Here is a 15,076-nt window from a genome sequence, read left to right as displayed (position 1 = left end):
TCACAGTTTCATTTCCTTCACTAGCACGTCAACAATCCGTTGGGCCGCTTTCCCATCCCACAGATGAGGACGCCGGCCGCTTTTGCCTTCTCCGCGCAATATCTTTCGTACCTCGCCAATGATGCACGCCGGTTCTGTGCCCGCCAACACGTTGGACCCCTCTTCCACAGTGATAGGACGTTCGGTATTGTCGCGGAGGGTAACGCAAGGCACACCGAGAGCAGTGGTTTCTTCCTGTAATCCTCCGCTGTCGGTCAGCACCACTGCGGCGTCCTTCCATAGATTAAGAAAAGGCATGTATGCCTGCGGTCCTACCAGCGTTATGTTCGGCCCCAGCTCAATGCCAAATTTCTCAAGATTACCTCGCGTGCGAGGATGGACCGGAAAAATCAGGGGCAATTCCATCGCAATATCCCGTAGTGCACTGCACAGGCGGGTTATCATCTCGGCGTTATCCACATTGCTCGGGCGGTGCAGAGTCACGACTCCATAACGACTTCCGTTGGCTGTATGCCTCGTCTTGAACGGGGTTGTTTCAAGACTGGAAATATCGAGACCCTCCAGCTTTTTGAGCTGGTACAGTAAATTATCGATCATTACGTGCCCGACGTAGTGAATCGCGGAATCCTGCTTTCCTTCCCGCTTCAAGTGATCGATTCCACTGGGTTCAGTCACGAAAAACCAGTCGGAAATACTATCGGTAACAATACGATTGACTTCCTCCGGCATTGTGATATCGCCACTCCTTAAGCCGGCTTCTACGTGAGCTACGGGTATATGCAACTTTTTGGCGACGATAGAACAGGCCAATGTCGAGTTTACATCACCTACCACCAGTACGGCATTCGGAAGGTCAGCTTCACAAAGTTCCTCAAACGCCATCATAATCCTGGCAGTCTGCTGCGCGTGGGTTCCACCGCCGGCTGCCATGAATACATCCGGCTGGGGAATGCCAAGTTCTTCGAAAAACACGTCATTCATATCCCTGTCGTAATGCTGACCGGTATGGATGATTTTAAATAGCACGCCGTCGCGCGCTTGTAAAGCGCGCACAATCGGCGCGATTTTCATGAAATTCGGGCGAGCGCCAGCAATTAGATATATTCTTTTCATGCAGGCACACGGCTCTCTGTTAGCGAGATCGTCCGACGCGTATACGTGAAGAAACCGATGGCTGCCACACCGACCAGCATCATCAAATAAATGTTTGGCTCAGGCACGAGGGACATTGACATAGACTGAAACATTTCCTTTCCGTCCCCGAGGATGACATTATGAAGGGTTTCATCATGCCCGTGGCCCAGGTTCTCCCCTGCCTGGGCCACCCGGTGAGCAAGGATATCCCTTGCCGGGACAACTCGCCGAGCAAGGATATCCCCTATCCTGTCGCTTAAGTCCTGTTCCACGCTCCAGCGCAGAAGTGGATTGAGAGAAATGCTTGACTCAGGCACGAGGGACATTGACTGAAACATTACTTTGTCGTCGTCCCTGATGATGACTCCAGAGAAATATGTGGAAACAGGTTCCGGACTGGGCGACCAATCATATAGCCCGCTCTTGAACCATACGCCCCGTTCGTCATTGAAAGTGTTGATGTGATTTTTCTCTTGGAAAAGCAGTGTCCCATCTTTCCAGAATTCGAGAAAACCTGTATTGTCCGCAGCCCACTTTACGTGCAAGTCTAAAAACGTCCAACGTCCAGGATGAATATCCCATGAGGCCAATTCCCGACGCTCATAATTAACTCCGGCGATTGCCTGAGTGCCTGCTGGCGAGGTAATCTTGTCGTAGTCGAATGCATTCATGAGCTTTATCCTTTCATCCTGAACCACCACTGCAAGAGTGGGATACCGCCTATTACTCTCCCCAATATCGACGGTATTATGGATCTGCGTTATAGCGACATCATTCTTCGCTGTGGCAAACGCTTTTGGAAGATAGTAACCCCAGGAATACCACCGTTCGGAGCCAACGGGATCCTGGAAGGTGCTTAATTCTGAGCGGTAACCCCCATGTGTAGGCAGATCGCCATGAACATGAGTTGCCCGCATCACCAACTGACCGGAACCCGCTGGATCACGAACCTGCTCCAGGCGAGACGGAATACCCTTCGGAGCCAAAGCACCACCAAAAAGCGTTCCATTGGCTTCGAGCGCCCGGTAACCGGAAAAATCACCCTTACTTAATCTTCCATCGAAAACTATATCAGCATAGGCGAAACTAAAAGGAAACGTTAAAGCAAAATATAAAACAAGCGCTGTAATTCTGATCATCCTTGCTCCAAAAAAATGCTAATTGATACGGCAGATTCGTCTACCAGCGATTTTGTATTCCGAATATTTGGCTTTGCCGGAAGCGCCAAAAACGATGGCTTCTATGTTCGGTTGCTCACAGATCCACTCGATCGCCTCTCTGGTGGGAATTGTACCCGATGCGAACACCGACATTGGGATGGCGCGGAATTTCTTCTCACGCAATACTCGCTCGTAAGTCTCGAAACCGCAGCACATGCGAAACCCGATCTTGTTGATGTTGGAACACACGATCGGATTCTCGATACCACCTCCTCGAGCGCATCCAGCAATCTCGGCATGTTCACCGTAATGAAGCCGCGTTCGGCGTCGCTATAGCGAGATTTGATATGGTCGACAAAAATACGAAAAGCCGCCTTGAAGTTGAGATCCAACAACAGATCGACGACAACGTTTTGAAGGAAGATTATGGGAGTATACAAACCTTACATCTTCATTTTCGCATCCACCAGCAAAGCGGTAATGTCTTCAATATCCTTTCGTGCCAGGGACATTCCTCCGCACAACGCCGCATTCACAATCCCCTTTCGGGGAGGAACGCTTCAATGCGCCTATCATCCCATCCTCGGTGACTGGGTTTGTATACTTATGGTCATAAGGCATGTATGGTAAAAACTGGAATTCCTTGCAACATCCCGGATTTGATCACAGCCCATTGCGATACGATCATGAGTAGTGCATATAAACGATGTGACGCCTTCATCATATTGATAGCGCCGGCACAGGGCATGACATAAACTTTGATCTATAGAATAATGACTAATACCGGTAAGATTCATCTACCCATATTTTTTGCTCTGCTCAGGAAGTGGAGAAGACGATAGCACCAATATTTCGGTAGCTGAAGAGGTCAATAATTGGCTTTACGATCTCATCCCTCATATGCGAACGCCAAACGTTTTTGCTACAGAACTTACTTGATCTTGTCCGCCCTGAAAAATTCCTTAAACAGTAAACCAAAAAAAGCCATGTCATCGATAAAATAACGCCTAAACATTCGGCGCGGTTCCTGGAGAAATCGATAAAACCATTCCAACCCCCCTTTTTGCATCCACTTTGGAGCACGCTTTACCTTTCCAACAGCCACATCAAATGTCCCTCCCACACCCATTGCAAAAGGCACGCGCATCTCTTCCTGATAGCGCCCTAAAAAGTATTCCTTTTTAGGTGAACTGATAGCCACAAACAACAGGTCCGTTCGTGCCGCCTTAATTTGCTCGACTATTGCAGCCTCCTCCTCCGGTTTCCAATAGCCATTGTGGTAGCCCACAATAGCGAGGCCCACATACTTACGTTCATAGATTCGCTTTAGATCAGACACGACATCTTCCCGGGCGCCCAATAGAAAAACTCGCCAACCTTTTATTGCAGAACGAGACATCAATGCCTCGAATAAATCCACCCCAGCAATACGTTCCTTCAAGGGCCTGCCTAGCAGGCGAGAAGCCCAAACTACTGGCATACCATCGACATTAACCAATGCACAGTTGTTTATAATGCGTTTTAACTCTTTGTCTTGATTAGCTTTAACTAGTTTATCCACATTGACAACGACGTGTTGGTGAGCTTGACCTGACTTGATGAAGCCTTCAATAATGTTGAGCGTCTCTTCCATCGACAGATTATCAATCTGGCAGCCCATAATTTCTACACGTGAACTCATGATAATCCCCTTACTGGTCATCGCTAGAATCCTGATTTACCATTTGTGCCTTCCCTGAGTCTTTCATAGACCAGAGAAAGCTGCTCCATCATCGCAGGGGCGCTAAATCGCGTTTCTACTGTCCTCAGCGCATTTTCCGCCAATATTTTACGAAGACTGGAATCTTCCAGTATCTCCCTTAAAGCTTGCGCTAGAGCGTGAGCATCTCCGGGTGGAACAAGTAAGCCGTTTTCTCGATCCTTGATCACTTCCGGTATACCTCCGACGGGAGTTATAATGATCGCCTTTCCGGCTGCCATCGCTTCCAACATAGCCATTGGTAAACCTTCATCATGGGAGGGAAGTGTGAAAATCGACGCGCGAGCAAGTTCTTCCGCTCTCTGATCCGCGTCTATCCAACCAAGAAACTCTACATTAGAGCCAATCCCCAGTTCATCTGCCGTCTTTCGCGCCAGATCGAGCTCCCCATCTCCGCAAATAACTAATCTGATATCCGGCAGCGAATCCTTGAGTAGAGATAAAGCTTTCAACAATTCGAATATTCCCTTCCGTTTTCCTACATGCCCTAGAAAAAGTATTCGTCCGGCCTCTTCTCGTTCGGGTGACTGCATTCCGAACCTGACGGAATTGGGGATAACTTGGATAGTAGCCGCAGGGGCATAGGTTGAGAGAAAAGTTGCCCAGCTTTCCGATAATGCGATCACTGTCGAACTCCTCTCGAGTGTTCGGCGAATCCACCACCTCAGCAGAGGTCCAGATTCAGTTTCTGCAAAATGATGAAATGTGGCTCCATGCAAATGAAAAACTGTCTTGCAACGGAACACCCTGGCGATAGCAAGAAAAATCGATTTCCTAATAAAACTTATACCGGAAGCGGAATGGACATAAACGACAGCTGGTTTGGCAAAGCTGCAATACCAGAACACCTGCAGGGTAGCGAAAAGCCCTGTTGTTAACTTTTTGAAAAGTGATCCCTCCGTGTGTGAAGTAATATATCTCACATTTTGTTGTTCGAGAAAACCCTCCTCCTCCAGTAAGGTCACAACGGACGCTATGCCTCCTCTACTAGTCGAGTCGGTTCCGAGCATAAGGGATACCTTTTCTTTATTCATTTAGGAGGTTTTCTTCATTTATTTGAGCTTAAGATATGATTCGCCAAGGACCGGACTCTTCCAATTCACCTTTGGAACAGCCTGTGTGCAATACTCCCGGAAATCCACCAATATTGCGAATGGCCGGTATCAGATACTTCAATTTTCCCCTACGCCCACAAATCTGGCGAAAATCGTTTCAGTCCATCCTAGTAGGGAAGAAACTATGATCTTAAGATGATAACGCCTGGGAGAATACCAAACCGACCGTTCGCGAGATTATGAACCCCCCCGAAAAGAGGAGCGGTCATGGCTAAAAAACCACATGATCTCCCCGTTTATCCCGAGGATAAAACAGTAGCCCCACTACTTGCTTTATTTGGCAACATGAATGCTCTCGTTACCCACCTTGATCTGCCGATTACTTTCAAAATTTTCCATCTTTATCGGAGTATTCTTGCAGTCTATATCCACCACGACCAGAAACTCCACGGCAGCCTTTCGCTCTTTCGTCTGGAAACGTCCATGCCACTGATCAGGGGTTGCGTTCCCGCCTTGATCATTCCGTGAGGGAGGTTTTTTAGGGGGAGCGTCAAACTTGTTGTTCTGCGTGAATTCAATGGCGCGCGGCTGCAACATATTGATACAGGCACGCGCAGCCTTCTGCTTGACCCCGATCGATCCCGCTTCCTTGATCTCGAATGGGTTGAGAGCGTGTATATTCCACTCGAACTGACGTGGAGTGGTAGATCGCAGGGAATCATGGATGATGAGCACATTTTCATCCCGCAAGTACCACAGACGCCTTCTGGCCTGTTGCAAGGCACCCTCATAGGCCGGTGTTGCATCTCCTTCCGTGAAATCTACTTTCCCATTGGTATGAAACTCCGTCAATCGCCCTTTCGCGGTCATTTTCTCCGGACCTGTTTTCTCTGCCTGGCCTTTTCCTCCATCAAAGGTTATGGCGTTGTGAGCCTTGGTTCGCCAATACCACTGCTTGTCGTGAGGAGATCCATACCAGTCGTAATATCCACTATCGATCAGCAAAGACTCTCCCCTGGATACGAGAACAAAAGAATTGTTATCGGCGTGGCTGTGGTTAAACGCCGCGTAGGGGCTTGACCTGAAATAGATTGACGTTCTTAATGGATCGACTATTGCACTATGCATCGCCACCCATCCTATATCACGAAAAGCGATCGCGTTTGTTTCAGGTGGCTCGGGGCTCACTCCTTCCACCGGCAAGGGAATTGGAGCCGCCAAATGCCGTATAAGGTCTTCGTTTTTGTCAATATTGAGAACATACCAAGCCGCCAACGGGTTGTCCTGGCGCGAAGCGAAACCTTTAATCAGACTGAAGTCGGGAGGTATCTCTGCGCCATCCCCAAAAAGCTGAATGGGCGAGGATGGTGGCTCGAAATACACAAAGTATTTGAGAAATCCTTGCGACCACGGTTTGTTGTAAATATTGACCCCTGTCGCGGCCCGAATCGAGTCCCAGCGCGGAATGATACCAAGGTCGAGCGACCATATGGCGTAAGCCGAACTGTTTGCCCATCCTCCCTCCTCACCTCCCCAAGGGCTTACGGTGTGAATATAAAAACGGAAAGAATCATTGAACCAACTCTCAGACTCTGGCAGACTTCCAACCATTAGTGCCGAAAGATCTGCGAGATACGCCAGATTTGTCCATCCATGCGAGTCGTAGTGTGATACATCGAAGCGCCTTTGCCCGCCCAGAAGGTCATCGTAGATTGCCTGACCCCGTACCGCGATCGATTTTAGCCATAGCTTTTGGGATTCAACAGGCACTGCATCTCCTAGCCAGTCGTAGGCTGAGGCAAGCGCAATTGCGATATCGCGAGATGCCTGATCCTGGGATTTATATCCTGTAGGACCGTTTGGATCCAGTGCAGCGAGCGCGTCGCCGGTTCTCAGTGCCTCTGCCAGTAGGATCGGATCGCGGGTAAGCTGCCAGAGAAGAGCTGCGGCCCTGAGTTGCCATGCTTCTCCTGTTACATAATTTCGGATGGCGAACAAAGAGTTCGCCCAATCCGCCTCCTTGCCGACTTTGCGCTCAACTTTCTTCGGTGGCGCACCAAGTGCGGGGCGAGCCATTTTCTTTTGTATCTGGTTCTTTAAGACTTCCACGACATTCTTTCGCTCGCTCAGGACGAGCGAACGCAACTTGCTTTCATCCCTACCTCCCAGGAGGCTGCGAGGCCTGGGTTTATCCCGCAGTTCCCGCAGCAAATCCTCATTACCCGGTACGACGAAGGGTATCGCATCCTCAGGAACTGTGAATTGACGCCAGTCGCTTCCGCCAACCTCATTGCCGGCTCCGATCGGACGAACCTGCCAGGAATACTTACCTGGCGGCAAGCTGATGGAGGGGGAATACCAGTTCCGCGAGGTTCGCCACTCATACCGTTTTCCCCCTTCCTGCCGTACTACCAGCTGGTACTCTGCAGAAAGATTGATTCGCCGCCAGTCGAAATCCGGCGGATTCTGTTTCACTATGGCTCCATTCACAGGCGCGACGGGAATATACTCAGGCGATATCGGCTCTGCCCAGTCACTCCATCCTAGCTGAGCATAAACGAGCAGACTTACGACAGCAAATGCTTGAAGTGTATGTTTTGTAAACACAGTCGTTAGCAATCGAAGTTAATAGTTCGCGGTACTGATTCTTTTGGGTTCGATGGCAAGTGTTGACGGAAGCTTCTCACGAACAGCTGCCACCTCTGGTTCACTCTCCTTTAAAACGACGCTAGGGATTTCTGCATTGGGCGAATGAAGGTTACGCAGCGTAAATCCCCTAATGATCCCAAGTGCTGCCAAATGCCACAGCAGCATAGATATTGCCGCATCCCTGAAACTCCGTTTCTTGAAAACCAGGCATGCGTACACCAGAAGACCAAATCCCGCCAATCCGGCCAAAATCCGCCAATCTTCCACGAGGATCAGACTGACCAGCCAGATGAGCCAATAGGCAAGCGTAGCCAATGGATGGATGAACATTCTGATTGCATCAAACCTGTAAGGCTGGGCAAGTGCAAGCTTAAGGAACACACCGCCGGAGGCTACACGACCGTTTCGCCATAGCCGTCCAATCAAGGAACGGGTCGTACCAGTATGACCGGTATGAAGAATCGCCACAACAGGTAGACGTACCAATCGCCAGCCCTGGCTGCGCAACCGAAAGCCCAGTTCGGCTTCTTCAAAGGCTTGGAGATTGCGGTTTCCGGCATATCCCCCTGAGTTTTCGATAGCGTTACGACGATATAATCCACCGCCGTGCAAGCATGCCACCTCCCCTGGAGTCGTGGGTTTGTAGTTATTGCGCTGGCGCTCAAACCAGTTTCTTGTCGTCCTATCCCGCAATAATCCAGATACTCCCGCAAGGTGGACATCGCTCTCCAGCAATTCGAGAGCCTGCGAGAGAAAACCTGGCTGCAGCTCCATGTCTCCGTCCAGGAGATACACATAACGCCCGCTCGAATGCTGAAACCCAAGCTGAACGCCACTGCCGCAACCACGATCTTCGATAGCACGCAACTGTACTACTTTCACGTCATAATTCTTTGCTATTTCAACCGTATCATCAGTGGATAGCGAATCCGCGACGATGATCTCGACTCCTCCCTCTATTCCCCGAACGGAATCAAGAACCGATTTAATGCACTTGGCGATCTTACCCCCTTCGTTATAGGTCTTTATAAGGACTGATAATCTCATACTGCACCTCATGAAGATTGAAACTCACTTTATCGCTCATCATTATTTCTTGCCCCTCACCTCATGAGTATCAAGAAGGATTTCCGATAAAAGGAACAAAATTTGGACAGATTTACTTATCTAATTCCTGCAGTCTTGACAAAACCATTCCGCCAGGTAGGTTCTGCGCGAGTTTCGTGAAAACCTTTAGCGCCTCTATCGATAGCATAGATAAAATAAGCCATTATCGCCAGGCTCTCGCCTCCGAGGATGGAATTTGGCGCAATCGGCACCTCTGTCATCGACCGAATGAAAAAAACAGCAAGCATGGCGAGGCTGCCGCCGCGCGTGACTTTTGCTGCGCGTATGGAGTAGCGCGAAAAGAAATAGAGAAACACCAATAAGGCTGTCAAGCCGATAAATCCAGAAACGGAAAATACTTGTAGAAACAGGTTATGAGCGTGAGCCGCAGCGCTGAGACCCCACCGGAGTCTGTTTTCCAAATGCCAAAACTCCGGCCCCTGCCCGAACAAAGGACTCGCCATGCCGCCCTGAATAGCCCTCTCCCAGATGAACGTGCGACCAGTTCCAGTTGCCAGGTCATCCACGGCTCGGGCCTCCAATTGGCGTTCGAGCGATGCCAGCAGGGAGGTGTCGGAGAACATCAACCAGGCACCACCTATTGTCAGAAATGCGCTAAAAGCAACAATCAAGATAGAAAGTGCATAAGCCTGGTTTGTTCTGTTGACTCTTGCCTTTGCGCTAACATTAGATAGCAACCGCCAGCTAAGAATAATGAGGAGCCCGAAAGAAGCTGCCACAATCGATGTCTTTGATTGCGCCAAAATCAGTGCCAGTGATGCTGCCGCGAGAATGCATCTTTTAATCCACACTTTTGCTGAAGGTTCCGCTGCCTCAAGGGTTAGAAGGGCACATGCTATTGCTCCCATAGCGTTGGCATGACCGGTTACACCCCAAAGGCGTGTTGTGAATCCGGGAATAAGACCTATATAGCCAGGCTGTACCACAAGACTTGGCACAACCACCGCAGCGACTAAACTGACGAGCACCACTACTGTGAGGCACTGCTTGACAACATCTACTGGATCGCCGCTCGACATCCGTACCCAAAGGAACAGGGCGAGAAATACGAAAAATGGATAGACCAGTGATACATGGAAATAATGACTATCACCAAAAACAAACGGCAAGATGCTGAACGCCACATAAAATATCATGAACGCAATCACAATATCGTTAGGTGAATGCAATCCTCTTCGATCAAAGCTATTATTCCTTGCCTTACTTTTCCTTGGAATCAGCATCCAGGCAGCGCACAAAGCGACAGAGATTCCGATTATCGCCGCGAGAAGCAGCTTGGCAAGTATTGTTCCTCCAACCTCACTCTCTAACCCGACAACCAAACCTTGTTGCTCCATTTTTATAACACGCCCTGAGAGGACGATAGTGCCCACGCTCGCTACAACTATCATCCACATCAGGTAGCTGAACAGTCGACCGGGCCAATTCGACGCCGCGCTTACAGTGACAATCATGGCACCCACGCAGCAAAGCGCGAAAACGAATGCCGCAATTAAGAGAACAATGATTGTAAACACCTTAAATCCTCGTGAATGATAGAACGTCGGCGATATGTGACCTTATTAAATTAAAGGCCCAGCAAGGTGACCGCCCTGCGGCCCACCGAAAATCTCTCCAGCAGATTTGTAAGATTGAGGCTAAAGAAAAAATGGGGAAATACTTTGAACAGCGCCAGCAGCACGAGGCACTTGAGAACAAGTGCCAGCAGCTCGATGGGAATCACTGCTGGAGGCAAGAAGTCGCCGAGCTGGGTAACAGGCATGGCCATAAAGATCCCCATAAAAAAAGGACCTCTTATTACCGAAATGAACTCGGCTGACTTAATCCCGCCCCTTACTGCTATTGCTTTTAGCTGTAACAAGAAGCGGGCAATGTAGGCAGCAGTGATGGCGACTCCCACATAGACGAGGCTAATGTTTATAGTGAGATACAAGCCAAGGATCAGGATCATCAAGCAAGCTGTCTGGGAGTAAAGTACTGTTTTTTGATCACCGGTTGCGGTAAGGATCGCACCGGAAAGCGAACTCATCGCGAGTGCAATCATCCCTATCGACATAGCGGAAAAAATTCCAGCGGAATCAACCCATTTGTTACCGAACACTAATTTAATGATCAGTTCTGCATGAGTGAGAGTATATCCATATGCCGGGAAGACGATAAAACTGACCCCAGCGAGAGCGCTTAAGTAAAGACGCTTTATTCGCCGTTGGTCATCACCAATTGCGGAAGCCGTGGAAAAAAGGATAGTCTGAAGCGTTTGTACCACGTGCAGCGCAGGGGTGCGTGCCAACATGGAAGCGGCGTTGAAATTGCCTAATGATGATGCACCGAGGCTACCAACGAATACGCCACCACTGTTATCTACAGCCCAGTTCAAGACGTTGATTCCGGCCACTTGACGTCCAATTGGACCACTCTTGGTAGGCTGCAAGGGATTCGTTAGTCTTAATGAGTGTGGACTATAGTAATGCCCGATAACAACTTGAAGAATGCTTTGCACATACCAAGCCGCAACCAGCGCCCAGACGCCGAAGCCAGCTAAAGCCATAGCTACCCCCACAATAGGATAGGCTACAAGATAGGCTCCAGTGGTTGATATTTGAATCTCTCTAAATCGAAGTTCAGCCCTCAATTTCGATTGAGATATTGCGAAGAATCCGATGAACAGATACGAAGGAGCGGAGTATCTGAATACAACTCCGACAAGTTCATTTCCGAGATAATCTGCAATAGGATATGAAATGGCGATAACAACAAGCATGGAAATAAACGATAAAAGCATGATTCTGGAAAAGGCTGTAGCGATTTCCCGTTTATCATTGAAATGCCCTTGTATCAAAGACCATCCAAAGCCTTGATCAATGATCAAAGCCAGTACTGCGTGAAGTAGCACTGCATAGCCGAACGTGCCTACCAGTTCGGGACCGAGTTGCCGCATGATCAAGATCTGCGCAATCAACTGCGCGGCAATTCGAATGATCGTTCCGGTATAGTTGCTCTTGACGGCGCTTAAGCTCTTGACTGCAAGACTCATATCCGCCTATTCAAACGTTCCCGGAAAAGGATGCAAAGAGACGGGTGGGATCCGCATCATCACGTTCCTGAAAATCGCTTTCGTTGCATTACCGGCATTGCGGCCAGGATATCGTTTATGAATGCCTGGTGCATTTCAAATGCGTGCCGGTTATCCTCATCAATGGATGAGACCCGAAAAAGCAGTCCATCAGGAATCAGCCCCCTCAGACCATATTGCATCTCCGCCAGCTTCTTTTTCCAGCCCTGGACTATTGGCCTGTCGCCTATCATTACCCAATACGTGACAGGTTCAATCCTGTGTTTTTCCAGCGAGGTTACGAGCTGCACAACGGGAATCGAACCCGTTGGTGAGACAATGCTTCCTTTCTCTCTCGATATCAGTTCAAAACCCTGTGCGGGATAACAAACCTCCGGATAGTGCGTTTGCATGGAATCTCGCTGATCATCGCCATAGGCTATTGCCAGCATGATGCGATAGCCGTTGGAATTCGCATACGTACGGCTCAGTGTCTGGGTGTAGATACGTTCGATCAGCTCCTTTTGCTGGGGATCGACCATTTGTATAAAGTTGTGCTGCTCTTCCCTCCAGTCTCCGAATTCCTTCGGTATTATTTTTTCGAGGTCGACTGCCGGACCCTGGTCGGCGATTTTTTGTGTAGGCTTCAGCGCGAGCGCGAGGCCTGAGGCAGCGAGCATGAGTACTAGAAGTAAGCAATTTCTTAGCCAGGGATTCATCGTCATGCTTCGCCGAGCGCGTTGCTTCTAACACGCAACCTGACTGTCATTTGTAATAGCGAATCGACTCCAATGATCAGCAGCAAAGCACTGAGGAACAGCACCATGCCGGCAAAGCCGTGCAGGAAGCCTTGCCCTGCCTCATCGCCGAAATGATAGGTAATCAACGTCAGTACCATTACCCGGATAACGTTGGCGGTGAAGGATATCGGGACAATAAGGATAGCCAATGCGACGTTTCTGAATAACGAGTCGTGACGAATCAGATTAAGATAGAGCAGGCCGAGCGCCTCGAGCGTAAAGAGAGTATGAAGACCTGCACACGCATCTGCTACCAGCAGCTTGTATTGCGCGATTTGCAGGATCACTCCGGTACGGGCGATGGGGTAGTTGAACCAGAAAAGAATCGTTTCCGCCACATATGAAACTGCCATTTTCATCGGCATTGTCAGAGCATCCACGAACGCGGAGGGGAGAGGAATCATGAACAACATGAAAAAGAGCGGAAACCATTGCACCTTGAGCGCGCGGGAGCCACGCATAAGCAAAACAATGGCGGCAAGCAGCCAGATTACCGAGCCGATTTCGAACAGCAGGATTTCCTGAGAGCGCCCGATCACATAGAGCATCAGGCCAAAAATAAAGATCGGCCAGCCTGCAGTCGGAGCTGAAGGCTCCGACTCGCTCTGATGCCACATTTCCGGCCACTTCCGGTAGATAAGCCAACAAGCGATACCCAGCACAATCGGACCATGGGCTTGCTGATCGGTGGACCAGACACCGCGAAAAAGATCGACCAGACTTGGTAAATAAAGTACGATTAATCCGGCAATGATAGGTAACCAGATGAGCAAGAGATTGCGGGGTTCCACTGGCAGGTTTTTTCTGTTGAAGATAATTGAAGAATTTATAATCATTTTGTTTTCACAACATCTGTTATCTCGCTACCTTCGCACTGCCTCCATGTTGCTCGTGCTGGGAATTCTGACTGGCCTATTTGCCGGTGGAGCGCACCCTGCTGCCGTAAACCTGATACCCAGTCCTTGGGATAAGCTTGTCCACGCTGTTATTTTCGCCCTGCTCACTTGGGCTATAGGTGCAGCGAGTGGCATCACTGGCTGGCGACGGCTGGGGCTCGCATTTCTCGGAGCAGTACTGATCGGCTTGCTTGATGAATGGCATCAGATGTATCTGCCCGGCCGCAAGGCAGGGTGGGATGATCTTGCCGCTGATGTGACAGGTAGTCTTATCGGTATTGCCTTGCTCGAGGCAGGGTGGCGACGTCGGAATTAATACGGCTTTCCCAACTGCGCCAATAGCCCTCCTCTCTATTTTTACAAGCGAATCAAGAAAATGAAGAAAATATAAGATATATATCATCCCTTTCGTTTAGCGCCTGATGTTCGCGGAATTTCGATCATGCTAATCATATATGATGGTATGACCCTAAATCCATGCCGCTTTTATTATTCAAAAATCATTCAGCACAGAACCTACCACCGCAGCACCCGTCTGCTGGAAACGTCGCGCCAGCTCCACGGTGCGTGATAGAGAGGTATGGTTCTTTCGAAGGACAATCAAGGCAGCAGATGCCTCCGTCGCGATGATTTGTGCTTCCCCGTATTCACTTGCTGAAGGTGTATCCACGATAACGACATCAAACTCGCAGCCAACCGCTTGCAGCAAATCCGCGAAAACGGGTCGACCGATGAGTTCTTGTGGATTTGGCGGTACTGCGCCCGCGGGCAGTACGGAAAGACCAAGCAATGAAGGAATTCTGACAATGCTCTCCAAACCAGCACGACCTGCAAGGTAGCTGGATAAGCCTCCACCTGTATTCACTTTAAAGAATTCCTGCTGCCGGGGCGCCCGAAGATTTGCATCGATGAGCAATGTACTTTTGCCAAGTTGTGAAAAAACGATGGCAAGATTGGCAGCTATGAAGCTTCGACCTTCTCCCAGTCCTGGACTGACAATGGCAAGCACGTTCCGGTCCGTATCCGGCTCGAACCAGCGTAGCATGAGCTGGCTGCGCAGACTTCGCAGGTGTTCGACGACAGGACTGAACGGTTTGTAAGCCGCGATTAAATGATGACTGAGACTGTTGTCGCCTGCTGGCAGATAGAGATTGTTAAACTGGCGCGAAAGAGCAAAGCGCACGTCGTCTTCCGTGAGCAAACCGAGGCATATAGCCGCTTCACCAAAGGGGTTTTGCTGCTGTACTTGCGCCTCCAGTATGCGAGTCACATTCTCCTCGGACAGCCTTCCCGCATTGACGAGAATGGCACCGATCGAACTGCTATTTCCAATGATTTGAGTTCGGCCCGCAAAGAACGATTCGCGGGAATTGGAATTCTGACTCCGCTTGATGGCGGGCAAACTGGCGCTTACGGGATTCATGATGTAGCTCCGTTTGAGTA

The 15,076-nt window shown here is 49.5% G+C and carries 13 protein-coding genes; 1 reads left to right on the top strand and 12 read right to left on the bottom strand.

Going from position 1 to position 15,076, the window contains the following annotated elements; translation table 11 throughout:
- From wecB to xrtB, 11 genes are all read right to left on the bottom strand, one after another.
- Positions 1-1,113, bottom strand: a complete 1,113-nt coding sequence (gene wecB / locus BMY01_RS13230) for a non-hydrolyzing UDP-N-acetylglucosamine 2-epimerase (RefSeq protein ID WP_074748248.1) — start codon at positions 1,111-1,113, stop codon at positions 1-3.
- A complete protein-coding gene (locus tag BMY01_RS13225) occupies positions 1,110-2,273 on the bottom strand; it encodes a polysaccharide lyase family 20 protein (RefSeq protein ID WP_074748244.1) in 1,164 nt (387 codons plus the stop codon). Before BMY01_RS13225 ends, wecB begins: the two co-directional genes overlap by 4 nt.
- An 18-nt stretch (positions 2,274-2,291) precedes the next feature.
- Positions 2,292-2,543 carry a hypothetical protein gene (locus BMY01_RS18130; RefSeq protein ID WP_217638669.1) on the bottom strand — a complete coding sequence of 84 codons (252 nt, stop codon included), beginning with the start codon at positions 2,541-2,543 and terminating at the stop codon, positions 2,292-2,294.
- Between the two features lie 682 nt (positions 2,544-3,225).
- Complete coding sequence (locus BMY01_RS13215) at positions 3,226-3,975, bottom strand: WecB/TagA/CpsF family glycosyltransferase (RefSeq protein ID WP_074748347.1); 750 nt, start codon at positions 3,973-3,975, stop codon at positions 3,226-3,228.
- Between the two features lie 23 nt (positions 3,976-3,998).
- Positions 3,999-5,087, bottom strand: a complete 1,089-nt coding sequence (locus BMY01_RS13210; RefSeq protein WP_074748242.1) for a glycosyltransferase family 4 protein — start codon at positions 5,085-5,087, stop codon at positions 3,999-4,001.
- A 354-nt stretch (positions 5,088-5,441) separates the two neighbouring features.
- Positions 5,442-7,583, bottom strand: coding sequence for a heparinase II/III domain-containing protein (locus tag BMY01_RS13205; protein ID WP_175463266.1), 2,142 nt, complete (start codon positions 7,581-7,583; stop codon positions 5,442-5,444).
- Between the two features lie 150 nt (positions 7,584-7,733).
- A complete protein-coding gene (locus tag BMY01_RS13200) occupies positions 7,734-8,804 on the bottom strand; it encodes a glycosyltransferase family 2 protein (protein ID WP_074748240.1) in 1,071 nt (356 codons plus the stop codon).
- Between the two features lie 116 nt (positions 8,805-8,920).
- Positions 8,921-10,402 carry an O-antigen ligase family protein gene (locus tag BMY01_RS13195; RefSeq protein WP_074748238.1) on the bottom strand — a complete coding sequence of 494 codons (1,482 nt, stop codon included), beginning with the start codon at positions 10,400-10,402 and terminating at the stop codon, positions 8,921-8,923.
- Between the two features lie 50 nt (positions 10,403-10,452).
- Positions 10,453-11,919, bottom strand: coding sequence for an oligosaccharide flippase family protein (locus BMY01_RS13190; RefSeq protein WP_074748236.1), 1,467 nt, complete (start codon positions 11,917-11,919; stop codon positions 10,453-10,455).
- 59 nt (positions 11,920-11,978) lie between these two features.
- Complete coding sequence (gene epsI, locus BMY01_RS13185) at positions 11,979-12,656, bottom strand: exosortase-associated protein EpsI, B-type (protein WP_074748234.1); 678 nt, start codon at positions 12,654-12,656, stop codon at positions 11,979-11,981.
- Between the two features lie 2 nt (positions 12,657-12,658).
- Positions 12,659-13,573: an exosortase B gene (gene xrtB, locus BMY01_RS13180; protein WP_074748232.1), complete on the bottom strand. Its 915-nt coding sequence runs from the start codon at positions 13,571-13,573 to the stop codon at positions 12,659-12,661.
- Between the two features lie 46 nt (positions 13,574-13,619).
- On the opposite strand from xrtB, the gene BMY01_RS13175 reads away from it, so the two are divergent.
- The gene (locus BMY01_RS13175; protein WP_074748340.1) at positions 13,620-13,949 is read left to right on the top strand and encodes a VanZ family protein; all 330 of its coding nucleotides are present in this window, start codon (positions 13,620-13,622) and stop codon (positions 13,947-13,949) included.
- A 177-nt stretch (positions 13,950-14,126) separates the two neighbouring features.
- On the opposite strand, the gene epsG is transcribed toward BMY01_RS13175, so the two are convergent.
- The gene (gene epsG, locus BMY01_RS13170; protein WP_175463265.1) at positions 14,127-15,056 is read right to left on the bottom strand and encodes a chain length determinant protein tyrosine kinase EpsG; all 930 of its coding nucleotides are present in this window, start codon (positions 15,054-15,056) and stop codon (positions 14,127-14,129) included.
- Between the last annotated feature and the right edge of the window lie 20 nt (positions 15,057-15,076).

The organism is Nitrosospira multiformis (assembly GCF_900110185.1).
Classification (GTDB): domain Bacteria; phylum Pseudomonadota; class Gammaproteobacteria; order Burkholderiales; family Nitrosomonadaceae; genus Nitrosospira; species Nitrosospira multiformis_A.
Note: the sequence above shows the minus strand (reverse complement) of the source record. Positions and strands in the feature narration are given on the sequence as shown.